The 25200-nt window shown below is 61.3% G+C and carries 20 protein-coding genes; 7 read left to right on the top strand and 13 right to left on the bottom strand.

Translation table 11 applies throughout. The features are described 5' to 3' along the window. Positions 1 to 137 precede the first annotated feature (137 nt). Positions 138 to 1361, bottom strand: coding sequence for a coiled-coil domain-containing protein (locus tag LLY24_RS12655; protein WP_259036661.1), 1224 nt, complete (start codon positions 1359 to 1361; stop codon positions 138 to 140). 125 nt (positions 1362 to 1486) lie between these two features. Next, positions 1487 to 2257 carry a uroporphyrinogen-III C-methyltransferase gene (gene cobA / locus LLY24_RS12650; RefSeq protein ID WP_259036660.1) on the bottom strand — a complete coding sequence of 257 codons (771 nt, stop codon included), beginning with the start codon at positions 2255 to 2257 and terminating at the stop codon, positions 1487 to 1489. 177 nt (positions 2258 to 2434) lie between these two features. Between cobA and LLY24_RS12645 the strand changes: the two genes are divergently transcribed. The 3 genes from LLY24_RS12645 (at position 2435) to LLY24_RS12635 (ending at position 6439) form a co-directional block, all read left to right on the top strand. After that, entirely contained in the window at positions 2435 to 3331 is an 897-nt protein-coding gene (locus tag LLY24_RS12645; protein WP_259036659.1) for a GGDEF domain-containing protein, read from the top strand. 201 nt (positions 3332 to 3532) lie between these two features. Continuing rightward, the gene (locus LLY24_RS12640) at positions 3533 to 4723 is read left to right on the top strand and encodes an amino acid aminotransferase (RefSeq protein ID WP_259036658.1); all 1191 of its coding nucleotides are present in this window, start codon (positions 3533 to 3535) and stop codon (positions 4721 to 4723) included. A gap of 228 nt (positions 4724 to 4951) precedes the next feature. Continuing rightward, the gene (locus tag LLY24_RS12635; RefSeq protein ID WP_259036657.1) at positions 4952 to 6439 is read left to right on the top strand and encodes an NCS2 family permease; all 1488 of its coding nucleotides are present in this window, start codon (positions 4952 to 4954) and stop codon (positions 6437 to 6439) included. A gap of 15 nt (positions 6440 to 6454) precedes the next feature. On the opposite strand, the gene LLY24_RS12630 is transcribed toward LLY24_RS12635, so the two are convergent. The 4 genes from LLY24_RS12630 to LLY24_RS12615 all read right to left on the bottom strand — a co-directional run bounded on the left by LLY24_RS12630 (position 6455) and on the right by LLY24_RS12615 (position 10067). Then, positions 6455 to 7783: an MATE family efflux transporter gene (locus tag LLY24_RS12630; RefSeq protein WP_259036656.1), complete on the bottom strand. Its 1329-nt coding sequence runs from the start codon at positions 7781 to 7783 to the stop codon at positions 6455 to 6457. A gap of 114 nt (positions 7784 to 7897) precedes the next feature. After that, a complete protein-coding gene (locus LLY24_RS12625; RefSeq protein ID WP_259036655.1) occupies positions 7898 to 8482 on the bottom strand; it encodes a YceI family protein in 585 nt (194 codons plus the stop codon). Positions 8483 to 8581: 99 nt separating this feature from the next. Continuing rightward, positions 8582 to 9121 (bottom strand): cytochrome b, encoded by a 540-nt coding sequence (locus LLY24_RS12620; RefSeq protein WP_259036654.1) that lies wholly within the window; start codon positions 9119 to 9121, stop codon positions 8582 to 8584. A 439-nt stretch (positions 9122 to 9560) separates the two neighbouring features. Next, entirely contained in the window at positions 9561 to 10067 is a 507-nt protein-coding gene (locus LLY24_RS12615; RefSeq protein ID WP_259036653.1) for an FKBP-type peptidyl-prolyl cis-trans isomerase, read from the bottom strand. Positions 10068 to 10156: 89 nt separating this feature from the next. On the opposite strand from LLY24_RS12615, the gene LLY24_RS12610 reads away from it, so the two are divergent. Then, positions 10157 to 11530 (top strand): AmpG family muropeptide MFS transporter, encoded by a 1374-nt coding sequence (locus LLY24_RS12610; RefSeq protein ID WP_259036652.1) that lies wholly within the window; start codon positions 10157 to 10159, stop codon positions 11528 to 11530. Between the two features lie 6 nt (positions 11531 to 11536). Here LLY24_RS12610 and LLY24_RS12605 read toward each other — a convergent pair whose 3' ends face one another. Next, on the bottom strand, positions 11537 to 13354 hold the full coding sequence (locus LLY24_RS12605; protein ID WP_259036651.1) for an SEC-C domain-containing protein: 1818 nt from the start codon (positions 13352 to 13354) through the stop codon (positions 11537 to 11539). A 35-nt stretch (positions 13355 to 13389) separates the two neighbouring features. Continuing rightward, on the bottom strand, positions 13390 to 14643 hold the full coding sequence (locus LLY24_RS12600) for an ABC1 kinase family protein (protein WP_259036650.1): 1254 nt from the start codon (positions 14641 to 14643) through the stop codon (positions 13390 to 13392). Positions 14644 to 14799: 156 nt separating this feature from the next. On the opposite strand from LLY24_RS12600, the gene LLY24_RS12595 reads away from it, so the two are divergent. Both LLY24_RS12595 and LLY24_RS12590 read left to right on the top strand, forming a co-directional pair. Beyond that, a complete protein-coding gene (locus tag LLY24_RS12595; protein WP_259036649.1) occupies positions 14800 to 16746 on the top strand; it encodes a DNA topoisomerase III in 1947 nt (648 codons plus the stop codon). A gap of 118 nt (positions 16747 to 16864) precedes the next feature. Next, on the top strand, positions 16865 to 17467 hold the full coding sequence (locus LLY24_RS12590; RefSeq protein ID WP_259036648.1) for a LysE family translocator: 603 nt from the start codon (positions 16865 to 16867) through the stop codon (positions 17465 to 17467). Between the two features lie 38 nt (positions 17468 to 17505). Here the strand turns inward: LLY24_RS12590 and LLY24_RS12585 are convergent, their stop codons facing one another. From LLY24_RS12585 to LLY24_RS12570, 4 genes are all read right to left on the bottom strand, one after another. Further along, a complete protein-coding gene (locus LLY24_RS12585; protein WP_259036647.1) occupies positions 17506 to 19473 on the bottom strand; it encodes a M48 family metallopeptidase in 1968 nt (655 codons plus the stop codon). A gap of 52 nt (positions 19474 to 19525) precedes the next feature. After that, positions 19526 to 20119, bottom strand: coding sequence for a LemA family protein (locus LLY24_RS12580; RefSeq protein ID WP_259036646.1), 594 nt, complete (start codon positions 20117 to 20119; stop codon positions 19526 to 19528). Positions 20120 to 20193: 74 nt separating this feature from the next. Beyond that, complete coding sequence (locus tag LLY24_RS12575) at positions 20194 to 20904, bottom strand: DUF3592 domain-containing protein (RefSeq protein ID WP_259036645.1); 711 nt, start codon at positions 20902 to 20904, stop codon at positions 20194 to 20196. A 153-nt stretch (positions 20905 to 21057) separates the two neighbouring features. Further along, positions 21058 to 22368, bottom strand: a complete 1311-nt coding sequence (locus tag LLY24_RS12570) for a YdgA family protein (RefSeq protein ID WP_259036644.1) — start codon at positions 22366 to 22368, stop codon at positions 21058 to 21060. 369 nt (positions 22369 to 22737) lie between these two features. Here LLY24_RS12570 and LLY24_RS12565 point away from each other — a divergent pair, with 369 nt between their 5' ends. Beyond that, positions 22738 to 24138 (top strand): YfcC family protein, encoded by a 1401-nt coding sequence (locus LLY24_RS12565; protein ID WP_259036643.1) that lies wholly within the window; start codon positions 22738 to 22740, stop codon positions 24136 to 24138. Between the two features lie 21 nt (positions 24139 to 24159). On the opposite strand, the gene LLY24_RS12560 is transcribed toward LLY24_RS12565, so the two are convergent. Next, positions 24160 to 25062, bottom strand: coding sequence for a LysR family transcriptional regulator (locus LLY24_RS12560; protein ID WP_259036642.1), 903 nt, complete (start codon positions 25060 to 25062; stop codon positions 24160 to 24162). Positions 25063 to 25200 lie beyond the last annotated feature (138 nt).

Here is a 25200-nt window from a genome sequence, read left to right as displayed (position 1 = left end):
CCAGCACCGTGGATAAACGCTTATGCCCGCTTAAAATGGCGCCTATCCTTTGGGGCAAGAAAAGGCGGATACCGTGTTAGCGATATCCGCCCGATGGCGCACGCGGTGTTGCCGTCAGCGATTATGCGCTAGAGGCATTACTCTGCCGTCGCGGCCTCGCGCTGACGATTGCTGGCACTCTGGCCATTTTGGCCACCTTGCTGAGCGCCTTGGCTGCCACCGCTTTGGCTTCCCTCTTGCTCCTGACCGCCTTCGCTACTCTGGCCCTGACGCGCCTGAGATTGGCCGCTCTGGTTGGATTGGCCCTCTTGCTGGCCACCTTGGCCTTCGTCGGTGCTCACGTGCGCGTCCAAATTCGCCAGTTCGTCGCGCCAGGTGCGCAGCTGCGACTCTAAGTTTTGCAGCTGCTCTTCGCGAGTCTCGATGGCGCCTTCCAGGCCCGAAAGCTCGTCACGCCCGGCGTCGAGCGAGGCCATCAGGTCATCGACTTCACCCTGCACCTGGGTCAGGCTCTGCTCCTGCTCGCTGCGCTGCTCTTCAAGCCCCGCGATGGCCTGCTCGGCCGCATCGCGCTCGCTGGTCAGCGTATCGCGCTCCTCTTCGAGCGTTTGCATCTGCTCTTCGGCGCTGCTCACCTGCTGCTGTAGCTCTTCCAGGCGGCTGGTGGACTGTTCGATCTCCTCCTCCACCTCACTCAAGCGGTTCTGCACAGTCTCGAGTTCATCAATGGCCGCTTGGCGCTGCTCTTCGGCGTCCGCTCGCGCCTGCTCGGCCTCTTCGGCCTGCTGGCGAAGGCTTTCGGCATCATTGATCATCTCTTCGAGGCGCTCGCCCTCCTCGCGCATGCCGCTAAGCTCTTGCTCGAGACTATCGCGCTGCTCTTCAAGCGCTTCGATACGCTGCATGAGATCGTTTTGCTCGCCGGTCAGCTCCTCCAAGCGCGACTGTACCGTGGTGGTCTCGCCCTGGGCATTTTCGAGCTCTTCGCGCGCTTCGTCGCGTTGGCTCTCCAACTGGGTGATCTCTTCGCGCAGCGCAGTGAGATCGCTCTCGGCCTGCTCATACTCAGCCACGCTGCGGCTGAGTTGGCTGTTTTCCTGTTCCATCGTCGCCATCTGCGCCTGCATCTCTTCGATGCGATCCTTGCGCGTAGAGGCGTTCGACTGCGCCATTACCGCCCACACGACCGCGATGGCGGCAATCCCGGCGATCGCCTTGACGCGGTTATCGTGGAAGAGCCGCTGGTCGTTATCGGGCGGCGGATTGGTTCCGGGCGACGATGTGTTCCCGAGAGGGGGTTTATGGTCGCGGGACGGCTCGTTTTCGGGGTGCTGGTTGTCCGTATTGGGTGTATCCGACATGCGTCTCTCTCCCTGCTTTGCATTGGCGTGTCTGGGTTATCGAGAATAACCAGGATAACAATCACGTTAGTCGTGAACCTAGGCAGCATCAAACGTCGAGGCGTTGCTCTCTACAGCATACAAGCTCAGGGAAATCTGACCACTCGATCGCACGCCGTTACTTCACCGATGATCACCAAAGCGGGCGAATCAAGCGATTCGCTATCGATGACGGCGCGCCAACTGCTCAATGTCGCCACCTGGGTGCGCTGAGTCGGCAAGGTGCCGTGCTCGATGATCGCAAGCGGCATATCGGCGCGCATGCCGTGCTCGAGCAGTGCCGCCGTGAGTACAGCAAGGTTGGTGACGCCCATATAGAAGACGAGCGTATGCCGCGCGCGAATCAAGGCAGGCCAGTCATACTCGCTAGCCGGGAGGTGCCCGGTCAAGAGCGTCACGCCGTCGGCATAATCACGGTGAGTAAGCGGAATACCCGCGTAAGCGGCGCAGCCTGAGGCCGCCGTTACCCCCGGCACGACGTCGACGCTCACGCCTGCGGCAATGAGGCTCTCCATCTCCTCGCCGCCGCGACCGAACAGAAACGGATCGCCACCCTTAAGGCGTACTACTCGTTTTCCCTGATGCGCCCAGCTAATGAGTGCTGCGTTGATCTCCTCTTGCGGCACGCTGTGCTGCGCGCGCCGTTTACCCACATAGAAGCGCTCGACGTGCACAGGTATCAGTGCCAGTACACCCTCGCCCACCAACCGATCGTGCAGCACGACATCGGCTTCCTGAAGCAGGCGGTGCGCTTTACGCGTCAAAAGCTCTGGGTCTCCAGGCCCTGCGCCTACTAAGCTAACCTGGGCTTTGTTCTTCTTAAGAGGTGAACCTAACGTTGCAGCTGACGTCGACATACGAGTCTCACATGGAAAGAAGGATGCAAATAACACGCTCAAAAAACAAATATCAATATTCCTAATAAATATTAAGAGCGCCGATTTTGTCAGCTTTGGCTTACATATTCATTAGGCTTTTAGCGCTACGCTGCTCTACGCCTTTCGCCCCGTCATTCACTTTACAGGAGCCTTCGCATGTCAGCGGACAAGGATGCCATGACGACATCTGCGAACGACCTGGTGCTGGATCTTCCCGGCGTCATTTTTCAATTTCATCGCCGCCAAGACGGCCACATGCACTTCTCCTACTTGGAAGGGGGCGGGCGGGCACTGGCAACGCTCGATCGCCGCCAACTGGCCATTGATGCAGGTGGGTTACTGGAGCAGCTCACCGGCGAGCACTACCCCAGCATCATGGCGGCGCTTGAGCGCTCGGAGCGCTGGCAGATTCCTCTGGCGACCCGCTTTCGCCTCACCTTTCCGGACGCAAGCCCCTACTGGATCGCCATCAGCGCCAAGCCCACGCTCACCGACGGAGGCTGCCTGTGGCGCGGCATGATGGTGGATATCAGCGACCAGGTGGCCGAAGAGCAGCGCCTGCGTAAGCTCTGCGACACCGACCCGCTCACCGGGCTACCCAACCGGCGCAAGCTAATGATGTACTTGACCCATCAGGCGTCGCTAAGCGCACGCCATGCAACACCGCTTGCCATCATGATGCTCGATATCGACCACTTCAAGCAGTTCAACGACCGTTGGGGTCACCTCCAGGGCGATCAGGTGCTGCGCCGGTTGGCAAAGCATACCCAGCGAAGCTTTCGCTGCGAGGACATGGTCGCCCGCCTGGGCGGCGAGGAGTTCGTCGTGGTCCTGCCGCTCACCACACTCGATCAGAGCGTGGCGCTCGCCGACCGCCTGCGCCATAGCGTCGCCTCCTGCGACTTCGGCACCGGCCAAGGAGAGGTAACGCTGAGCATTGGCTTGGCCGAGTATCGTGCGGGCGAGACACTCGAGCGCTTTATCGATCGCGCCGACCAAGCGCTTTACGGCGCCAAGGGCACCGGGCGCGACCGTGTTTCCACGACGCCCTAGCGCCAAGCATGGCAGCCACTTGCAAGGTTTACGCCATGGCGACCGGTTTATACGCCGATGACCACTAGAGCGGTGGCAGATTACCCGACACGGTGGCATCATTGAAACGTGCCCGGCTCGCGCCACTGCGCTGGCGCCATCGATTGGCCGGTCATTTACGTTCTCATTCACGCCGCCAGAACCGACGAGGTAGTCGAATACATGTTTGAGCAAATTGAGCGCGTCCCAGGAGACGCCATTCTCGGACTCATCGAAGCTTTCAAAAAAGATACCAACCCGCAGAAGGTGGACTTGGGCGTCGGCGTTTACCGCGATGCCGAAGGCAATACGCCGGTAATGCGCGCCGTCAAGAAAGCCGAAGACCGCTTGCTCAACAACGAGACGACCAAAACCTACATCGGCTCTCACGGCGCCCCGGCCTACGGCGACGTCGTACTGCCCATGGTGCTGGGCGCGGACTCGCCGGTGCTCAACGCCAAGCGGGCCAGCGCTACCCAGTCGCCCGGCGGTACCGGTGCACTGCGTCTGGCGGCCGATTTCATCGCCACTCAACTGCCGGGCAAAGGCATTTGGGTCAGCGACCCGACCTGGCCGAACCACCACGGCATCTTCACCTCGGCGGGTATCGAGCTGCACAAATACCCCTACGTCGATGCCGATAACCGCCTCGACTTCGACGGCATGCTCGCCGCGCTGAAGAAGATTCCCGAAGGCGACGTCGTGCTCCTGCACGCCTGCTGCCATAACCCCACCGGGTTCGATCTTTCCCAGTCCCAGTGGCAGGAAGTGCTAGACGTACTGCGCGAGCGCAAGCTGCTGCCGCTGATCGATTTCGCCTACCAGGGCTTTGGCGAAGGTCTGGAAGAGGACGCCTTTGGCGTGCGCCTGCTGGCCGAAAACCTCGACGAAGCGATCATCACCAGCTCCTGCTCGAAAAACTTCGGCATCTACTGCGAGCGCACCGGCTGCTTGATTTTGGTCGCCAAGAACGCTGAGCAGATGGAGAACGTGCGCTCGCAGGTCGCCATCGTCGCACGCGAGAACTACTCCAACCCACCGGCCCACGGTGGCGCCATCGTCAGCGAAATCCTGCACGATGCCGAGCTCACTGCGCTCTGGCGTGAAGAGCTCACCGAGATGCGCGATCGTATCAATACGCTGCGTCGTGACTTCGTCGAGGCTCTGCGCCCCTACGGGCTGGCCGAGAAATACGCCTGCGTTGCCGAGCAGCGCGGCATGTTCTCCTACACCGGTTTGACGCCCGAACAGGTCGATCGTCTGCGCGACGAGTTCGGCATCTACATGGTGCGTTCAGGCCGTGCCAACGTGGCGGGTTTCTCCGATGCCAACCTGCCCTACCTGGCCAAGGCCATCGCCGCCGTCAACGAGTAAACAGACGCGCTAGCAAGCGCTGCTGCTGTCTTACGCCAACGCCCGGTTTTTGACCGGGCGTTTTTTCGTTCAGCTCGCAAGACGAGATGTGTACAATGGCGCCGCCGCCAGATGCCTGGGGCGCCTGCGCGGCGCTCCTTACAGCGCAGAAGCTGACCGATCAGTCAACTCACCCTCGACGTGACGATCTTTTCTGCGCTTGCCTATCACCACACGACGAGGCTCTCAATGGCGGCTGCCCTCACCTCCTACCCTTGGTACAAGAAAGAAGACACCGACGCCTTCTTCGCACTGTTCCAAAACAACATCGCCAACTTCATCATCATCGCCATCACCATGATCGAGTTGGGGTTTCCCGCCTCCATCGTTTATGGGCAGGTGCTCCCAGGGGCTGCCGTCGCGGTCATGGTGGGTAACTTCTACTACGCCTGGAGCGCGGCGCGCTTGGCCCGCAAAGAGCAGCGCAATGACGTCACGGCACTCTCCTACGGCATCTCCACGCCGGTCATGTTCGTCTTTCTCTTCGGCGTATTGCTTCCCGCCAAGCAGCTCACTGGCGATGCCGAGCTTGCCTGGAAGGTGGCCGTGGCGGCCTGCTTCATTAGCGGCGCCATCGAAGCGGTGATTAGCCTGATTGGCCGCTGGGTGCAGCATCATCTGCCTCGCGCGGCGATGCTGGGCGCCGTGGCCGGTGTGGCGCTGACCTTCATCGCCGGTGAGATGCTGTTCAAAACCATGGAGATGCCGATCGTCGGCCTTGTAGTGCTCGCCATCATCATCATTGGTTTGGTGGCACGGGTGAGCATGCCGTTCAAACTGCCGACATCGCTATTTGCCATCATCGTCGGTACCGTCATGGCCTACCTGATCGGCGATGCCGGTGGCGAGCGCTTCAGCGACGCCTTCACGCACTTTGGCTTCTATCCGCTGCTGCCCAACCTCGCGTGGTTCGAGGGCCTGGGGCTTCTGTTCACCAGCATGCTGGCCGTGCTCACCGTGGTGCTACCGATCACGCTCTACAACGCCATCGAGACCATGAACAACGTCGAGGCGATGGAAGCCGCAGGCGACAAGTACGACGTGCGCGAATGCCAGGCCGTCGACGGCGTGGGCACCATGATCGGCGCGCTCTTTGGCGGCGTCTTCCCCACCACCGTGTACATTGCAACCGTTGGCGCCAAGTGGATGGGCGCCGGGCGCGGCTACAGCCTGCTCAACGGTGCGGTCTACGCGCTGGCGACGATGTTTGGTCTCATCGCCGTGCTGGCGGCGCTGATTCCGGTCTCCGTCGTGGCGCCGCTGTTGGTCTTCGTGGGTATGTCGATGATCGCGACCGCCTTCCAAGCCAACGATACCCGCTACTATCCGGCCATCGCGCTTGCCATGCTGCCCTACTTTGCCAACTACGTGATGACTCGCTTCAATCGCGGGGCGGGCGAAGTGGTGAGCGACATCTCCAGCGCCATCGTGGTGCTCGGCCAGGGAGCGATGTTCACCGCGATACTGCTTGGCGCCATGACCGTATCGGTGATCGACCATCAGTTCCGTCGCGCGGCGGCCTTTGCGGTGATTGCCGCCGGTTTCTCCTTCATTGGCTTGATGCACGCATCGGTGCTCGGTTTCAACGCCGCGCCCGATTTCACCCTGGGCTACGGCGCCATGGCGCTACTCTTCGTTTACTTTGCCTTCCAGCAGGGCGAGGCGTCGAAACGCTAAGCTAAGGCTCGCCGATCATCCCGCCCGCCGCTGCGGGCGGGATAGAATCCGCTTTAGCCAGTAGGCGGCAAAGGCACCCGCCAGCAGATTGCCCAGGGCCGCCCCAGCCGCGAGCCCCGTCCAACCAAAAAGCTCGGTACCCAGCCACAAACAGGGTAAATAGAAGACGAACAGCCGCGCTCCAGAGAGCAGCATGGCCCGCAGCGGCCAGCCCAAGGCGTTGCCCGCCGACACCACCAGCATGCATACCCCAAGCCCGGCGTAGCTGGGGAGTAGAAAGCGAATCAATAGCCCAAGCTCTTCGCGCACGTCCTGGGTACCGGCCAGCAGCGCTGCCACCAGGGGAGATGCCAGCGCCATGACCACGCCAAGCCCCAGCTGCCAAAAGATCGCCACGCGCAGCGCCAGGCGCATCAGGGCGTGTATCTGCGTCCAGTCGTTGGCGCCATAGCAGCGTCCAAGCCAGGGCGGCAGCGACATGGTCAGCGCCAAGATCACCATCAACGAGAGCGTCTCCAAACGGCTGGCAAGCCCCCAGGCAGCCACCTGGGTTTCCCCGAGACCCGCTACTACCGAAATGGCCAATACTGCCGCAAGAGGTGGCATCAATTGACTGATCATCGCAGGCCCGGCAATGCCCATGAACGGGCGCCAAGAGGTAGCTGCTTCAGCACCGATGCCCTGCCAACTGAGCCACCGCCGCTGATAGAGTCGCCGCGCGGTAATCAATAACCCCAACGTGAAGGCAACACAGGTCGCCCAGGCCGCACCGGGCAGCCCCCAACCGTCGAAATCACCCACACCGAAGATGAACAGCGGATCGAGCACGGCGTTGAGCAAGCTACTCACCACCATCATCTTGCCCGGCAGGCGGGTGTCGCCGTGGGCGCGAAAGATGCTGTAAATGAAATAGAGCACTGCGCCAAGCCACGAGGCGATGAGCTGCGGCCACCAGTAGGCGTAGATATAGCTCAGCGCGACCGTATCCGCGCCCAAAGCCCGAAAGATGGGCACATGAAATACCCACAAAGCGAGTGACAAGAGCGCCATCACCCCGCCGCCCAGAAGCACCACCAAGGCGCCGAGTCGTTCGGCACGCTGGTGTTCGCCCTGGCCATAAGCGCGCGAAATCAGTGCAGCAATGGCGATGCCCATCCCCACCTGTACGCCGATCATCAAAAACGTCAGGGGAAAGGTGAACGACTGCGCCGCCAGCGGCAGCGTACCCAGGCGGGCAATGAAGGCGCTGTCGACCAGTTGAAAGCCCAACAGCGCCAACACGCCCATCGCCATGGGCCAGGTCTGGCGCCACAGCTGGAGCTTCATCGATGGTTTGTCACCCATCACGTTACTTCTCTCCTCGTAGGCCGCGTGATCACCGCGTAGATTATCGCCGCCATAAAACGTAAAAAGCGCCACTGCCCAATCGAGCAGTGGCGCTTGCGGTACGCGACTATCTTACTGGCGAATGCCTTCGAAGGTCACGTAGAGTTCGAGTTCGTGCATCGGCTCGGGGAAATCGCTTAGATCGATACCGTAGTCGCTTAGGGTCAGCATGGTGCTGCCCTCGAAGCCGACGCGGTAGTTACCCCAAGGATCTTCCCCTTGACCCAGCAGCGTGACCGGCATTTCGATCTCGTGCGTCTCGCCGTGCAGCGTCAGGTTACCGGTCAGCGTACCTTCGTTGTCACCGGTGGATTCAAAGCCGGTAGATTCGAAGGTAGCGGTAGGGTATTCGCTGGCGTTGAGGAAGTCTTCGCTCAGAATGTGGCGATCGCGCTCGGCGTGGTTGGAGTTAAGGCTATTGACCTGCACTTCGACGTTGACCGTAGAGGCATCGACGTCGTCTTCATCGTAGCTCAGGCTGCCGCTGAACTCTTCGAAGCTGCCGAGAATGTAGGAGAAGCCGAGATGGCTGATCTTGAACTGAACGAAAGCGTGCTGGCCTTCGGTATCGATGGTGTAGTCGGCCGCCTGCGCTTGGCTCAGCGGAATCAGCGACGCAGCGGCAATCGCCGTGAACAGTGCACTCTTTTTCAACATCGTCATGCTCCTTTACCGATCTTCCTTAAGGGACACTGCGCTGCAGTGCCAGAGAAACGTCTTGCTTATCTATAAGTATTCACACCGTGCCTATAGCATTTACATCGGGCGCAGCATTCGGCGTAGGGTATCGTGCTTGTCCCACCAGTGGTGCTTGAACGCCGCCAGGGCATGGCCTGCAGCCAGCACCATCAAGGTGACGGCGCTGTACCAGTGTATGTCACCGGCGATACTTGCCTGATTGGGTAAGCGCGACACCAGCGCCGGCACCTCGAACCAGTCGAAGACGCTGATACCGCGACCGTTAGCCGTGGATATTAGGTAGCCGCTGACCAAGACGAGCAGCAGTAAAATGTAGAGGGCGAGATGGCCAAGGTGCGCAGCGGCGATCTCCCAGCGGCTGCCCTCACCGTGCGGCGTTGGCTGCACGAAGCGCCAAACGAGCCGCGCCAGCGTAACGAGTAGTAATAGCACGCCAATCGAGCGATGCACCCACGGGCCTTGGTTGTACCAGGGGTCAAAATATCCAAGCCCGGTCATCCACCAGCCGAGCACGAACATTCCAACGATGGCGATGGCACTAAGCCAATGAAAGCCAATACTGACGATTCCCCACCCGCTACGCGTATTGCGCCACATGCCCACATCCTTGGTTATCGATCATGTGGCTGCGTTAGCCACCTATGGGCTGGATCATACCGGCTGGCCGAGGGGTAAACCGCTGAAAAAAGCAGAATCGAACTTTCGAAAAAACCGTTGATACTGCGTGACACAGTATGATTCATCACGATTATATACGTGAGCACGGCCAACGAGCGGGCAAAAAAATGCCGACCCAAATGGGTCGGCAACCGAGGGTCTACCTTGATAAACCCCCTCCCCTGACGACGAGTCTCATCGGCTGTCTAAGGCGCTTTGCGGCAGCCGACGATGATGCGGTGAGAAGGCGAGAGTGGCGCTCAATGTTTGATCGTGCCTCTCTCGTTTCGTATGTAGGCATCTTAGCCGTTGTCTGGGGCGCATGAACTGACCTGGGTCAAGAAGCGAGCCAAAGATCGAGAAGGCGCTATAGCGAATCTCAGAGCACCTTTTTATCTTCGACGCTCTTGTGCTCGGTGCCAGGCGGCAGCGGATGCCCCTTGGCGAGTTCCGCGCGGGTGGCGTCGCGCTGGGCGAGTATCTTGATGCTATAGCGTAGCGTCTTACCCGCCAGCGGATGGTTGGTATCGATGATGACTTGGTCGCCCTCGAGCGCCAGTACGGTGACGATCTGCGGCCCAGCTTCGCCTTCGGTCTGAAACCGGCTGCCAGGTGAGAGATCGGCGCTGCCAAAGGCGCCCCGTCCAACGCGCTGCACCAGGGCCTCGTTGCGCGCGCCATAGGCGTCTTCAGGCGCCAGGGTGATTTCGAGCTCGGCGCCCACGACCTGCTCTGCCAAGGCCCGCTCGAGCCCGGCGATGAGGTTGGCGTGGCCGTGCAGGTACTCAAGCGGCTTACCGCGCGCGGCCGAATCGTCAAGGACTTGGCCCGCGTCGTCGCGCAGGACGTAATGCAGGGCCACCACCTGATGCGCTGTGATCGACATGGAAATCGCTTCTCCGTTAAGCTGCTCGGTCATTGAAATCGACCGTCGAGTTTAACAGCTGTAGCGGTCATCGTCTGGAGCCATCGCGAATGCCCACCCTGTCACCGCAGCGCAGCTGGCTGGCATCTCTTGCCATCTACTTCCGCGCGCCGGTCATCACTATCTTGTTTCTGGGCTTCTCTGCCGGTCTTCCTTTTTTATTGGTTTTCTCGACGCTTTCCGCGTGGCTACGCAGCGACGGCGTCGAGGTCGCAGCCATCGGCTTTTTCTCTTGGATAGGCATTCTCTACTCGATCAAGATTTTCTGGGCGCCAGTGGTCGACCGCCTCCCGCTGCCCATCCTCACCCGGCGTCTTGGCCAGCGGCGCGGCTGGATGATCATCGCCCAGCTTACCATTGCGCTTGGGCTCATCGGGCTTGCCGGTATCGACCCCATCGGCAATCTCGGCTTCGTTGCTGCCATGGCGCTGCTGGTTGCCTTTGGCTCGGCAACGCAAGACATCGCCATCGACGCCTACCGTATCGAGTCCGCCGACGACGACCTGCAAGCGGCCATGGCGTCGATGTATATCGTGGGCTATCGCGGCGGGCTGCTAGCGGCGGGCGCGGGTGCGCTCTACATTGCCGCTAGCGCCTCGTGGTCGGTGGCTTACCTCACGATGGCGGCGCTGGTCAGCGTCGGCCTCATTACCGTACTGGTGCGTCCCGAACCCAAGCGGCGCACGCTTTCGACCCAGCTGATCCAAGAGCCACGCGTGCGCGCCTTTCTGCGTCTTAGCCGCGGCCGCCCCGCCTGGCTTCGGCGCATTGGCGCCTGGAGCATCGGCGCCATTGTCTGCCCCTTTACCGACTTTTTCACCCGTTTTGGCACCAAAGCGCTGTGGATTTTGCTCTTCATCGCGGTGTTTCGCATCAGCGACTTGGCCATGGCGTCGATGGCCAACCCACTGTATATCGATCTTGGCTTCTCGCTCGGCACCATCGCCAGCGTCACCAATATCTTTGGCATCGCCATGAGCATTACCGGCGGGCTTCTCGGCGGGCTTTTGGTGGCACGCTATGGTATCGGGCCAATGCTGGTGATCGGCGCGCTTGCCGCGACCCTGACCAACCTGCTGTTTTCGGCGCTGGCGCTGGCAGGCGAAGTGCTGCCCATGCTGGTGCTCACCATCGTCGGCGACAACCTCGCCAATGGACTCGCCAGCGCCGTTTTTCTCGCCTTTTTGTCGAGTTTGACATCGCGCGCCTACACCGCGACCCAGTACGCGCTGTTTTCGTCGCTAATGACGTTACCGGGTAAGTTTTTGAGTGGCTTCGGCGGACTGGTGGTGGGCGACGAGCAGCACTATGCGCTGTTTTTCCTCATTGCCACGCTGTTGGGGTTACCGGCCATTTTGCTCGCCGTGTGGATCAACCGTGATCGCCAGCTGACGCCGCGCCCGGCGGCGTCAGTAGTGGGCTGAGATCGCTCAACCGTGGGCGGCGAGCCAGTCGAGCGCGCCGGGGGTGGTGCGCCACTGGTCGCGCATGAGGGTGCGGTACTGCCACGCTTCGGCGCGCGAGCCGGGAGGAATGTCGCCCGAGCGCTGGGGCTGGACCGGACGCGGGTTCTCGGCGCAGATCATTTCGATGGCGTAGCGGTTGTGCGCCATCGCCTCGGCGAGCGACGTTTCGGCGGCCTCCTCGCGGGCCAAGCGGTAGAGCGCAAGCGTTCTGCCCATCAGCAGGCCAAGCACCAGTGAGCCGTCGTCGCGCTGCTGGCGCACCATCTCGACGGCCGCTTCGTTGCGGTGATCGCGCAATAGCTGATCGAGCACCAGCTCGCTAAGTCCCAAGCTATCTTCGCGGTCAATGGCGAGCAGCTCTTCGGCCAACGCCCGGGAGCGTTCACGAGCGCCGCGCTCCATGCCCACCACCAGGGCAAGCCCCGTGCGTAGCAGCATGACGTTATCGCTATCGTCCCAGCACAGGCTGCCTTCGCCCTCGGCGCGAGCCTGAGCTAGCCAGCGCGACACCCGATCGGCCATAGGAATCAGCAAACTCGGCGCCATCCACGGCAAGTTGCCAAAGCGCGTGGTCAACGCCAGCGACACATCCTGCATCACCTCGGGCGCGTCCAGCCATTCGGGATGGGCACAGAGCGCGGGCATCCACTCGGTGGCGTACGCCCAGGGGTCACCGCGAAAGCCCAGCGCGACCTCTTGATCGACCAGCACCTGGAAGTGCTCGTGCCAGCTGGCGAAGAGCGTCTGCTCGCGGGCGCTGGTGCGATAGTGCAGCCGCTCGGTTTCGGCATCGGCGCTAACATCGATCTTGGGCGCCGTAGGCAAGGCTTCGAGCAGTGCCTGCAGGTTGACCAGCGGCGTCGCCAGGTCCTCCTCGGCGCTAAGTAGCTGATCGGCCAGGGTGGCGCCGGGGTTTTCCGCCAGGGCGGCGAGAAAGTCGAGCTGGTCCTGATCGAGCCCACCCTGGCGCACCAAGCGGCGATACCAGAAGTTAGCCCGCGCCTTGGCCTCCTCTTCGTGACCTTCGTGAAGCAGCAGCATGGCTTCGACGTAGGCCAGGGTCGGCGAATCGGGCAGCGCCTGCTGCGCCTTGACGAAGGCCGCCCGGGCGCTATCGAGGTCGTCGCTATCCAGATGCATCAAACAGAGCCGCTCGAGCGCTACGCCGCGCAAAAACAGCGGGCCACGGTCGAGCACTTCATCGAGCAAGTCGGCGCGCTTGCGGGTAAAGCCACGCTCTTGGTATATATCCAGCAAAATTTCGAAGGCGGGCTCGGCCTGCTCAGGCATGCGCGACCAGTCGCGACCATCGAAGAGCGATTCGAGAATCTGCATGGAACGCCCGGTTTGGCCGCTCTCGGCGGCAATCAGCCCTGCTTCGAGCAGCGCTTGAGGCGGTGCTTCATGGCTATCCAGCGCTGCTTTTAGGGTCGCGCCCTTCCACTCGCGCAGCGACAGCATCCACATCATCTGCGCTGGAATCTCGGTGGGAAAATCGACGCGGTAGCAGCACTGCTTGTATTTGCGTCCTGAGTCGCACCAGCAGGGCTCGTTGCGGCTGGGGGTAGCCAGCGGCTCGGCCTTGAAATCGAGCCGTTCGAGCGGTGCCTGCGACCACAGAATCGGCGCCAAAGCTTGCGCCATGGCGACATCGCCATTGAAGTGGCGCGCGCCTTCGCTGCGTACCCACGTCATGAAATCGGGGTAGCGCTCCTGCTGCCTGATTGCCGAGAGTGCCCCAGAGGCAAATCCCAGCAGTTGCTCGACCCATACCGCCAGCATCGCCATCTCCACTGCCATCGCAAAAGGGCGCTATTCTAGCACGCCGAGTGCCGCCCTTGCGCGAGCAACGGTGCCGTGCGCTTATGCATATCCAAACGCGCTTTTAGCCGCACCAAATTCCAGTAGTGGCCGTTGAGCGCACGCGACAGCAGCAGCGTATCCGCTGGCGGCTGCAGCCGATCCATGGCGGCCCACACCTTGGGCGAAAGCGCACGCAGCTGGCGGTGTACGCGCACGTCGCCAAAGTCCTGCTCGCCGGGTGCGAATAGCGGTGCTATGTACTCGGCGGCTTCGCGATAGAGCGCAAGCGGCGCGCCCTGGCCCTGGCGGCCACCGAGTTCGAGCATTGCCTCATCCATCGCCAGCGGGTCTTTGGCAAGCGTGGCATCGAGCAGGTGCAGCAGGGCATCAAGGCGCGCCTGGGGTACCGGGATCACCGCACCCAGATCGTAAACCACTAGCCGCCCTTCGGCATCGGCGGCGAAGTTGCCCGCGTGGGGGTCGGCGTGAAGCTCGCCAAAGGTGAATAGCTCTTGGGTGATCCAGTCGGCGAGCGCCTGCGCGATAGCCTGGCGGGTGGCGTCATCGGCGCTCTCCAGCGCGCGCAGCGGCGTACCGCCGATGTAGCGCATCGCCAGCACGTGCTCACCGCTAAGTTCGAGCACGGGTTCGGGAAACACCAGCCGCGCATCGTCGGCGTAACGGGCGCGGTAGCGTAAAAGCGCCTCGGCTTCGGCGCTGTAGTCGAGTTCCGCGCGCAGGCCATCGGCGAGCTCGTCGAACAGGCTTTCCAGGCGCGCTTGGGAAATCTTGAGCCAGCGCCCCAGCCACATGATGCGCTTGACCTGCTTGAGGTCGCTCTCAAGCACCTCGGCAAGTCCTGGGTACTGCACCTTGAGCACGACGGTTTCGCCAGCGAGGGTGACAGCCTTGTGGACTTGGCCCATGGAGGCACTGGCAAAGGGCTGCTCATCGATCGTGCTAAAATGCGCGGCGATATCGCCGTATTGCAGCACCAGCGCGTCGCGAATCCTCGGCCAAGGCATGGGCTCGGCCTGACGCTGCAGCCGGGCAAGCTCCTCGGAAAGCTCGGGTGGCAGCACGTCGTCCCACTGCGACATTATTTGCGCCAGCTTCATCGCCGGGCCTTTGAGTTCGGAGAGCCCCGCGAAGAGCGCCTCGCCCAGAGCCCGCCAATCCGCCTCACCGCCCAAACGCGTCTTAAGCAGCGCCCCGCCGGTGCGTGCCCCCATGCCCATCAGCCGCCGTGTTCGTCCGCGTTCGCGCATTGTGCTACCTCTTGGCTCGTCTCGTTGCCTTCAGCGTAATCGAGCTTGGGGGAGCCGACAAAGCGGCATCGGCGCATCTAGCCGCTTTAAAGGGATTGTCATTCAGCCTTATAGCTGGTTTTATCTACAGCCCCGTGATTATCGAGCCCTCTGCGTATGCGCGTCATCATCGCCGAAAAACCCAGCCTCGCCCGCGCCATTGCCGACGCCCTGCCAGGTAGCGCCCGGCGCCAGGAGGGGCTCATTCAGTGCGGCGAGACCACCGTGACCTGGTGCCTGGGCCACCTGCTCGAACAGGCGCCGCCCGAAGCCTACGACCCTACCGATAAACAGTGGCGCCTGGATCGTCTGCCCATCGTACCCATCGCTTGGCAGCTTACGCCTAAGCCCAAGGCGCGCGGCCAGTTGAGCGTCATTCGACGGCTGCTCAAGCAGGCAAGTCACGTCGTCCACGCCGGGGACCCCGACCGCGAAGGCCAGCTCCTGGTGCAGGAGGTGATCGAGTACCTCAAGTATCGCGGCCCGGTCGAACGGCTGTTGGTGAGCGACTTGAACCGCCCGGCGGTGGTGCGCGCCTTGAGCCAGCTACAGAGCAACCAAGCGTTTCAGCCGCTCTACCGCGCCGCCGAAGCGCGCGCCCGGGCCGACTGGCTGTACGGCATCAACCTCACCCGCGCCTGGACGCTGACCGGGCGTCAGGCGGGCTTCGATGGCGTGCTTTCCGTAGGACGGGTGCAAACCCCGGTGCTGGGGCTGATCGTGCGCCGTGACAACGCCATTCGCGATTTCACCCCCTACCCTTTCTACCCGCTCTGGGTAGATATTGGCGTCGAGCACGGAACGCTGCGCGCCTGGTGGGCGCCTAACGCCGCCCAACCGCTAGATGATCAAGGCCGCTTGATCGACCGCGCTCCGGCCGATGCGCTGGCCGTCCGGCTACCCGGCGCCAGGGGCACACTCGCCAAACTCGATCAGCAAGAGAAGCGCCAGAACGCGCCGTTGCCCTACTCACTCTCCGCGTTACAGGTAGACGCCGCGCGTCGCCACGGCCTCTCGGCGCAGCAGGTGCTGGATATTTGTCAGCGCCTCTACGAGCAGCACACGCTGATCACCTACCCGCGTTCGGACTGCCGCTACCTCCCCGAAGGGCACTTCTCGGGCATGCAGAACACGCTAACCCAGGCGTGTGCCAACGACGACACCCTGCGCCAGTGGTGTCGCAGCGCCGACTTCTCGCGACGCTCCAAGGCGTGGAACGACAAGCAGGTCGGCGCCCACCACGCGCTCGCGCCAACCGGAAAGCCTGCGGATTTCACTCGTCTCTCGGCCACCGAAGGTCATGTCTTTCGCTTGATCGCGCGTAACGTTTTAGCGCAGTTCTACCCGCCCTTACGCACCTTCGAAGTCAAAGCGGAGTTCTCGATACTGGGTGAGGCCTTTCGCGCCCGCGGGCAAAGCGTTCTCGACCCGGGTTGGAAGCCGCTTTTCACCACCCGCGAAGAGGCGCCGCCGCTGCCGCCTTTGACCCTAAATGCGCCCTGCCACGTCATCGATACCGGCGTGGAGACCCGCGAAACGCGCCCGCCCGAACCCTTCACCGATGCAAGCCTGATCAAGGCGATGATGAATATCGCCCGCTATGTCGATGACCCGGAGGTACGCCGTACGCTACGCGACACCGACGGCCTCGGCACCGAAGCGACACGTGCGGGTATCATCGAAACGCTGGTGCAACGCGGCTACCTCGTGCGCCAGCAAAAAGCCTTGCGCGCCACGCGATTAGGTACGGCATTGATCGCGGCCCTGCCCCGCGCCGTCAGCACGCCCGAGCGCACCGCGCTATGGGAGCAGCGCCTGGGTGCCATCGCCGACAACCGTGATGACGCCCAGGCCTTTCAGCAGGCCCTGGTCGAAGACCTCAATGCCCTTCTGCGCCAAAGCGATGCAGGAAAACTCAAGCAGAGCCTACAGAGTGCCCAAGGTGAAGAAGGCGCACCTGCCAAACGCAGCGTGCGCAAGCGTAAAAGTGGCGCCAATGCCAAAAGCGGCGCACGCCGCAAAAGCAATGGCCGAGCCAAGAGTGGGCGCAAGACGCCTAACTGAAACGAATCCGATACAATAGACCCTACTATCACCCGTCCTGTTATCGATGTCGTTAGGGAGAAGAGTCGATGTTAGCCAGATATGCGCAAGTCACGCACAGCATGCCAAAGGGGCACCCATGACCTCACTCGGTTGGTGGCTATCGGTGGCGCTTTTTTCGATCTCGATGAGCGGTACGCCCGGGCCCAATAACGTCATGCTCACCGCCTCTGGCGCGCTCTACGGCTACCGGCGTACGCTGCCGCATATTTTTGGCATCATGCTCGGCTGCTTTGTGCTCTTTTTGAGCATTGCGCTTGGCCTTGGCGCGCTGTTCGAGCGCTATCCGCTGATTCAGCAGGGGCTCAAGGTGGTGGGAGCGGCTTATCTGCTCTATCTGGCGTGGAAGATCGCCAGTGCCCCGCCGCCGGATTTCGCCGCGCGAGAAGGCGCACGACCACTAACGGCCTGGCAGGCGGCGGCGTTCCAGTTCGTCAACCCCAAGGCGTGGGTAATGGGCATTGCGCTGGTGGCGGGCTTTTTGCCGCACGACGGGCCGCTTATCGTCAACGCCGCCGTGCTGGCGCTCTTGATGGAGGGCGTGGCGTTTTTCTGTATTTCGCTTTGGGCCGGCTTTGGCATGGCCATCGGCCGACTTTTGACCACACCTCGGGCATGGCGAGCCTTCAATGTGACGATGGGGCTAGCCACGGCGGCCTGCGTTGGGTTCATCGTGCGCTAATAAACGCTCACCGCCGTAGCCGTAGCCGAACCTGGGAATCACTCTTTCTCTCCAAGCAACGGCGGCACCGGGCACTCCAAGGTGTCGGCGACGGCGCGGAAGAGTTCGGCCTCTCTGGGAAGCACCTGACCGCTGTGTTCGACGCAGCGTGCCATAGCCGCCAGCAGCAGGGCTTTTTGCTGTGGACGCACGTGGCGCAGCCGCATCACGGCCGCGTCGAGTGCTGCGGTGTCCATGCTCGAGCCATCGATATCGAGGGCAAATGGCAGCCCTGCTTCTGCGGCCCCAAGCGCTGCGATGATCTGGTCGTGCTCTTGCTGCCCGGCAGCGGCCAAGTGCGTAAGCAGTACGGCGCACTCCGCCTTGAGCTCGCTGAGCTGGCGTTTGGGGCGCATGCGTCGGCGTTCATCCAGCCCCAGGTGCTGAAGCAGAATCCGGCGCAGCGCCCACTCGAACAGCCCCACGCGGCCGTCAGCTTCGATCAGCAGTGAAATACACCCTTTGAACTGGAGTGCCTCCTCACGGGAGAGGTGTTTGAGAGCCGGAAGCGCCAGCTCGACCAGCGGCAAGCGTAGCCGTTCGTCCAAGGTCTCGATGCCCTCGGCGTGCATGGCGAGTGCTTCGTTGACCTCGGCTCGCGCCGCATGATCCAGCGTTTCGAGCTGAATGGCGCGCACCTCATCGTCAGCGCTAAGCAAAAGCCCGTACATCAACGCCCGTGCCGAAACGGAGCTGCGCGCAGCGGCTTTGAACGCGGGGGGCATGGCGGCGATGACGCCCTTTGCCGCGCTTAGATGGCGCGTATCCGGCTGCCCCATGGCGGCAATCGCGAGCGTCGCCGCACCCGCCCCGGCTGTTACGCTATGAAGTGGGGCAGCGTGGCGCTCGGCGAGCGTATCGGTGTGAGGGCGCGCGTCCTGGGGTTTAGCGTGCGAGTCCTCAGCCACTTCGTCCTTCGCGTCAGTCGGCGTTTGCAAAAGTGTAGGATCGAAGCGGCCTTCCCACTGCGGCAGAACGCGACGAATACGCTCGCGCAGCGGCGGATGGGTGGCCAGCAGCCGCTGGAAACTCACGCGCGTGCCTTCGCCGAAGTAGAGATGGCTAAACTCATGGGCCTGTTTGGCGTTTAGGCGCGAGCCCTCCATGTGCGAGCCGATCTTGATCAGCGCCTGACCGATGCCTTCAGGGCGGCGCGTGAACTGCACCGCCGACGCATCGGCCAAATACTCGCGCTGGCGGCTCACTGCTGCTTTTATCCAGTTACCAAAAAAGGTGCCGACGGCGCCGATGACCACCAGCGCCAACCCCAGAAAAACGACCACGGCACCGGAGTCCTTGCCTTTACGATTGCCGCTCGACCGGCGCGCGGGTGCGGCCCGCATCAGGATATGGCCCAATAAACCGATCAGCAGCACGCCGTGAAGTACACCGACCAAGCGCAGGTTCAGGCGCATGTCGCCGTGCAGAATATGACTGAACTCGTGGGCCACTACGCCCTGCAGCTCGTCGCGGTTTAAATACTCGATGGCCCCTCGGGTGATACCGATGACCGCATCGGCCGGGCGCCGACCGGCGGCAAAGGCGTTGATACCCGCCTCCTCCAGCACATAGACCGGCGGCACCGGTAGGCCTGCGGCAATCGCCATCTCCTCCACCACGTTGAGAATACGCCGCTCGTTGGCGTCCTGGGTGTCATGGTGAAGCTCGCGCCCACCAAGCGCTTCGGCGACCACCCGGCCGCCGCGACGCAGTTTGGCCCACTTCATAAGCCCCCCCACCGTGACCAGCGCCAATATCGCGGCAGCCACGCAGCCAATGAGTTCACCCGAGGTCTGTGAGAACACCTCGCTCCAAGGCTGCGGGTCGTCTCGCATGAGCTGAAGGGCGATGAGGATGGCGAGCGTGGTGGTTGCAATGAGTGCTAGCACGGCACAACAAAGCAGTACGAGCAGCACACCCGTCCGCCGACGGGCGCTATCCTGGGCGGCGAAGAAATCCATGGCCATGGGCGGCTATCCCTGTCTTAAAAGCAAAATATCGGTACGTAAAACGACGCGTTTAAAACGACACCTTGGGCGCCGTTTGAATCGCAGCGCTATCCTCGAACTCCAGAAAGGCGGCATCTTCGCCGTGACCTACGAGCCCAGCGACGGCCACCGGGGGAAAGCTCTGGCGGTAGCTGTTGTAGCGCATGACAGCGTCGTTATAGCTCTGGCGGGCGAAGGCGACTTTGTTCTCGGTGCTAGTCAGCTCTTCGGAGAGGTTGAGCATGTTCTGCGACGCCTTGAGATCGGGGTAGGCCTCCATCACCACGTTGAAGCGCCCCATGGCTTGGGTCAGCGCGCCTTCGGCACTGCCGAGCTCGGCCATGGCGCGGGCGCTGCCGGGATTCTCAGCGGCAGCCTTGAGCCCGGCGGCGGCGGTATTGCGCGCGGCAATCACGGCCTCAAGCGTCTCCCGCTCGTGACTCAAGTAGCCCTTGGCGGTCTCGACCAAGTTGGGAATCAAGTCATGGCGGCGTTTTAGCTGTACCTCGATCTGAGAAAAGCCGTTCTGAAAGCGATTTCTGAGCGCCACCAGCTTGTTATATACGGTTATGCCATAGATAACGATGACGGCGGCGACAGCGAGAATAATGAGCGTGAGAGTCATGAGGGCTCCAGGCAAGTGTAAGAGTAAGCGCGAGACTGAACGCGGCAGCCCGCGCGGCCGCGATAACGCAGGGGTCAGCTAGCCAGTTTAGGCAGAAACTCGGTATCGACGTAGTAGCGCTTGGGATTTCCCGGCTCGACGAAGACAATCACGCTGTCGCCCTCGAGATAAGCGCTTGGATCGAACCAAATGTTTTCGCTATAGAACACATATACTTGGCCGCTAGTGGTGTCATGCCACTGGGATACGATACGAAAGGGATAGCGGCCGTTGACCGAAAAGCCGGTATTACGTTCAACGCCCTGCAGCTCGGTTTCAAGGCGTAAACCACTGCGTTTGAGCGCTGCTTTGTTGCGCTTGGAGAGCCCGCCCGAAAGCACGGGGATAAAGAAAGCGGCCACGCCGAATAGCGTGAACACTGCACCCAAGCCACCTAAGATAAATGCGCCACCCCAAAGCGAGAAGAAGCTTTCGAGCCGGGCGCTGTAGGGGTTATCCGTATCGAACAGTACGCTAACGGGCTCACCCGGGGAGTAGCTAGGCGGGTTGCTGCCGGTCGAGGAGATGAACTCGATGGCGTCACCGTTGGGCGCGGCGAAGCTAATCACGGGACGATAGGTTGTCGAGTCCTCCGAACGCGACTCGGCCAACCGCACGACCGTACCTTGTGTACGCTCAGCGCTTTCGAGGAAGGCATTTGTCTGGAAGTAGAAATAGAGGCTGCCCGCCAACAAGGCAATGCCGACAACCAATGCTATGTATTTGATCAATGCAATCGCACGCATATGTCATCCTTAACTACGTATTTTTAATTAAGTCAGCTTAAACCACCTCATTCTTAACCTAGTCACTCTTATTAATAAATGTCTAATTAGAACGCTCTGTTGCAGAACACGCCAGTGTGTGCCACGCCCTTTGGCGTGGCACACGGGAGATGGCTACATCAGCGGCTCGCCGTTGAACCTAAGGCTGCCCGCTTCCCAAACCAGATGCTGCTCTTCCTGCTCGGGGTCGATCAGGGCGGCGAACGGCATGGGGATCAGGCCAATCAGCAAATCCGGCGGAGTGGTCATGCTGACGTCGACGTAGAGGCGGCCCAGCACGTCTTCACGCGCCTCGTCTTGGGTTATGGTTTCGCCTTCCAGCGCTTCCGGTAGCGCCAACGACCGATCCCAAGTGGCGCTATAAAGCGCAACGCGTGAAAGATCTTCGCCATCGAAGCGCACATCGGCCGTTAGGCGCGGTGCGAAATCGAGGCCGAACATGGGAGCGGTCACGCGCGCTTCCAGCGGATCGAGCGCTACGGTTGGGTTTGCGGTAAGGAAGTCGTAGCCGCTTTCGATGGCTTGAACCATAAGCTCACGCTTGGTTGCCTCGTCGACCGACTCACCGCGCTCCTCTTCGGGCAGTTCTTCCGCCACGCGCATCTGTTCGAGCGGCGTATAGGCTTCTTGGAAGCTCTGCAGCGCCTGCATATCCCAGTTAGTGGCGGCGAGATCGAAAGAGAGGTTACCGAAAGAGGTGTCATCGGCGCCGATATCGGCAATACGAAAGTAGCCGGTTTGATCCAGCAGCGGCGCATCGCCGGTGGACTCCGCCGCCGACTCGATGCCGTCGATATAGAGATTCATGCCCTGGGCGAGAATCTCGATGCGCGGAATAGCCAGACGCTGCTGGGTAACGTAAGTCTCCTCGCCTTCGGTGGTATAGCCAACGCTTGGGGTATGGATGTGAACGCGGGCATCGTCGTCGTTGATCACGATATCGTGCGCCACGCCGTCGATGCGCCAGGTATTGCTGCCGTCGCGGTGAAGATCCACCACCAGGTCGTTGAGCGTGGCGTCAGCCTCGACGGCCTGCAAGGCGCTAGCGGTTAGCTGGCCTTTAAGCGTATCGCGGGTGGCGGTCAGATCGATATCGATCACGCCCTGGATGAGGTCGTCGTTGGGTACGATGGTGCCGGTAATATCCGCGCCCAGGATGCCGTGGTCCACCAGCATGTCGACATCGAAAAAGGCGTTGGGCACGCCGCGCAGGGTAACGGTCGCGCTTGCCGTGGTATTGAACAGCCCTTTATCGATGGCGACCTCGGTCACGTCGACCGATGGCGAACGGTCAAGCTCAGCGAAGCTTTCCGTCAACGCCTTCTCCACCTGCGACCCGACCACGAACTGGGCGCCGATATAGCCACCCACGACCACGATGACGCCCACCGCCGTTACTGCCACTATTTTAGTGCCGCTCGCCATTGTCTTTCCTCGTCACAATGCAAATATCAATTATTCCTTATCTAAGTCGCGCGGCACAACCCGAGCACGGCCATCCATACATTGCATTACACATGGCAATAGCAGCCGGAACCTGCGTTGCACAAACAAGAAAGATGCCTTCCAAAATACACAATTGTTACCGCCGTGCGGAGTTGGTAGCGTGCATAAGGCTTTCACCCTCAAGGCCTCAATATCTGGACGCTTCCTTTTAACACCCCATGTCTATGCGTTTCGTAACGGTGTGAGCGGCTCAACCTCCCTTTACGGTCAGGCTCTGTGCGGCGACGTTTAGAGACGTCATCAGTGCGTGGGTAAATAAAACGACAATCGCCTCTAGGCGGAGACAACATGACCACCCCTATTAAGAAAAAACGGCCGATGCCGGACGTCTTCATCATTCTGTTCGGTTTTATGCTGCTCGTGATCCTGGCGTCCTACGTTATCCCTGCCGGTACTTACGAACGCACCACCAGCAATGGGCTTACGCAAGTCGATGCCGCAAGCTTTCACTTCATCGATGCCGTACCGCTCAACGTGATGGATCTGTTCACCGCTTTCCATAAGGGGCTCGTGGCCGCCTCGGGTCTGATCTTCCTGATTCTCATCGTAGGTGGCGTGCTCAAAGTGGTCGAATCCACTAGCGCCATGAGCGCAGGCATCCACCGCCTGATTGGACTTGCCAAAGGCAGCCAGACGGCGCTGGTGATGATCTTTTGTGCCACCTTTGCCACCCTGGCTTCGGTCGGCGTTGGCGCCAACCTTGCCATCGCCTTCATTCCCATCGGCCTGTATCTCGCCCGCTCGATGAAGCTCGACCCGGTCGTGGGCGTCGCCATCATCTTTTTGGGTTCTTACGCCGGCTTTGCCGCTGGGGTGTTCGATCCGACGGTGACCGCTACGGGGCAAAGCATCGCGCAGCTGCCGCTGTTCTCGGGCGTTGCCTTTCGTCTGGTGATCTTCGTCACCTTCCTTGTCGTGACCGCGCTCTATATCAGCCGCTATGCCAAGCGTATCACCGCCGATCCCAGCCGTAGCGTCATGGGCGCCGACGCCTTCGACACCGGTGCCAACGCGCAGCAGGCAAGTGACGTGCCGCCTTTTCTGCTCGTGCACAAGCTGGTGTTACTGCTCTTCGTGGTGGCCTTCGCCTTTTTCCTGTATGGCGGGTTCAACTACGGCTGGGGCATCACCGAGCTCACCGCGACCTTCTTGATGCTGGGCATCGCAACCGCGGCGCTGTGCCGCATTTCGCCCAACGAGTTCATTAAGCGCTTGATGAGCGGCGCCGCCGAGGTCATGTATGGCGCGCTGGTCGTGGGCGTGGCGGCGGCCATCATCGTGCTGCTCAAGCAGGCCATGCTGATCGACACCATCGTTCACGCGGTGACCACCTCGCTTGGCGGCTACGGCAAGATCATGGCCATGGAGCTGCTGTACGTTTTCAACCTGGCGTTCAACGGCATCATCACCTCGGGCACCGGTCAAGCCGCCATCGTCATGCCGCTGATGGTGCCGATCGGTGACATGCTCGAGGTCACCCGCCAGGCCACCTTCATCACCTTCAAGCTTGGCGATGCCGTTACCAACATCGTCACCCCCTTTTCGGGCACGTTGATGGCGTGTCTGGCGCTCTCCAAGGTCTCTTACGTCGAGTGGTTCAAGTTCGTCTTGCCACTGGTGGCGATCTGGATTTTGCTTGGGGCGGCCCTGGTGGCGATTGCCGTGGGCATCAATTACGGACCGTTCTAAGGCGAGTATCTAAGCCCTGAGTCAGTGGCGCACCTCCTCCAGCTGACGCTGGAGGAGGTCGAGAAAGGCTTCCACCGGTGGCGGCAGGCGGCGCTCGGCCATTACCTGTACTTGCAGGCTGCGTAGCGCAAGCTGCGGCTCGTCGATGGGTTTTAGCACGAGCCCCTCGCGCTCGACCTTGCCGCTGACCGATATCGCGCTGCATAGCGCGATCATGTTCGGAGTTTCGCTGACCATGGTGTAGATCGCCCCAAGCGAATCACAGGAGAAGCTCGGCGCGATCTTCACCCCCGCAAGGCTACAGGCCACATCGAACAGGTAGCGCATGGTCGAGCCGCCCAGCGACATGGCCAGCGGATAGCCCTGGAGTGACGCCATATCGAGCACCGCTGATGCCGCTAGGGGGTGATCCTCCGACATGAGCGCGCGAATTGCCGCGTTGTGGCTCGACAGCACCTTGACGCCGATATCGGGCGCCAGACTGAACGTCAGGGCGATATCCACCTCCCCCGCCTTGACCAGCGCCGATGCGCGGCTTGATTCCACCACCTGAAGCTCGACGCGCGTCGAAGGATGCTGGGCGGCAAAGCAGGCGATCACGCGGGGCAAAAAGTGCCACGCCATGCCGTCCGGGCACGCCAGGGTAATTTTCTGCTCTTGGCGCTGCATAACGTCCTGCATATCGCTAATCACGCCCTCGACCTCGAGTTGGTTACGCAGCGCATAGGCGGCAAGCAGCTTGCCCGCTTCGGTCAGCTCCATTCCTCGCGGACGGCGTATGAAAAGCGGAATACCCAAGCTGCGTTCCAGGTTGGTCACTTGGCGGCTCACCGCCGATACCGCCACGTGTAACTCTTCGGCAGCAGCCGAGAGCGAGCCGGTTTTGGCCACGCTATGGAAATAGCGCAAGTGAAGTTCCTGCATCGTGACCCCTCGCGGCAAACGTTATAGAAATTAGAAAGCGATCTTGAAATATTAATGATGGTGGCAAAGCCGGGCAAGCCTTACGCTCGGCTAACGTGGCAACTAGGCCGCATGGCCTGGCGCTACACACGAACACAC

The sequence above is a fragment of the Halomonas dongshanensis genome, from assembly GCF_024790395.1.
Classification (GTDB): Bacteria; Pseudomonadota; Gammaproteobacteria; order Pseudomonadales; family Halomonadaceae; genus Vreelandella; species Vreelandella dongshanensis.
Note: the sequence above shows the minus strand (reverse complement) of the source record. Positions and strands in the feature narration are given on the sequence as shown.

Coding starts and splice junctions, on each gene's coding strand:
- cobA (WP_259036660.1), bottom strand. CDS start 2,257: ATGTCGACGTCAGCTGCAACGTTAGGTTCACCTCTTAAGAAGAACAAA.
- LLY24_RS12585 (WP_259036647.1), bottom strand. CDS start 19,473: ATGGCCATGGATTTCTTCGCCGCCCAGGATAGCGCCCGTCGGCGGACG.
- LLY24_RS12615 (WP_259036653.1), bottom strand. CDS start 10,067: ATGTCGATCACAGCGCATCAGGTGGTGGCCCTGCATTACGTCCTGCGC.
- LLY24_RS12655 (WP_259036661.1), bottom strand. CDS start 1,361: ATGTCGGATACACCCAATACGGACAACCAGCACCCCGAAAACGAGCCG.
- LLY24_RS12620 (WP_259036654.1), bottom strand. CDS start 9,121: ATGTGGCGCAATACGCGTAGCGGGTGGGGAATCGTCAGTATTGGCTTT.
- LLY24_RS12640 (WP_259036658.1), top strand. CDS start 3,533: ATGTTTGAGCAAATTGAGCGCGTCCCAGGAGACGCCATTCTCGGACTC.
- LLY24_RS12565 (WP_259036643.1), top strand. CDS start 22,738: ATGACCACCCCTATTAAGAAAAAACGGCCGATGCCGGACGTCTTCATC.
- LLY24_RS12590 (WP_259036648.1), top strand. CDS start 16,865: ATGACCTCACTCGGTTGGTGGCTATCGGTGGCGCTTTTTTCGATCTCG.
- LLY24_RS12610 (WP_259036652.1), top strand. CDS start 10,157: ATGCCCACCCTGTCACCGCAGCGCAGCTGGCTGGCATCTCTTGCCATC.
- LLY24_RS12575 (WP_259036645.1), bottom strand. CDS start 20,904: ATGCGTGCGATTGCATTGATCAAATACATAGCATTGGTTGTCGGCATT.
- LLY24_RS12600 (WP_259036650.1), bottom strand. CDS start 14,643: ATGCGCGAACGCGGACGAACACGGCGGCTGATGGGCATGGGGGCACGC.
- LLY24_RS12635 (WP_259036657.1), top strand. CDS start 4,952: ATGGCGGCTGCCCTCACCTCCTACCCTTGGTACAAGAAAGAAGACACC.
- LLY24_RS12645 (WP_259036659.1), top strand. CDS start 2,435: ATGTCAGCGGACAAGGATGCCATGACGACATCTGCGAACGACCTGGTG.
- LLY24_RS12605 (WP_259036651.1), bottom strand. CDS start 13,354: ATGCTGGCGGTATGGGTCGAGCAACTGCTGGGATTTGCCTCTGGGGCA.
- LLY24_RS12580 (WP_259036646.1), bottom strand. CDS start 20,119: ATGACTCTCACGCTCATTATTCTCGCTGTCGCCGCCGTCATCGTTATC.
- LLY24_RS12560 (WP_259036642.1), bottom strand. CDS start 25,062: ATGCAGGAACTTCACTTGCGCTATTTCCATAGCGTGGCCAAAACCGGC.
- LLY24_RS12625 (WP_259036655.1), bottom strand. CDS start 8,482: ATGTTGAAAAAGAGTGCACTGTTCACGGCGATTGCCGCTGCGTCGCTG.
- LLY24_RS12570 (WP_259036644.1), bottom strand. CDS start 22,368: ATGGCGAGCGGCACTAAAATAGTGGCAGTAACGGCGGTGGGCGTCATC.
- LLY24_RS12630 (WP_259036656.1), bottom strand. CDS start 7,783: ATGGGTGACAAACCATCGATGAAGCTCCAGCTGTGGCGCCAGACCTGG.
- LLY24_RS12595 (WP_259036649.1), top strand. CDS start 14,800: ATGCGCGTCATCATCGCCGAAAAACCCAGCCTCGCCCGCGCCATTGCC.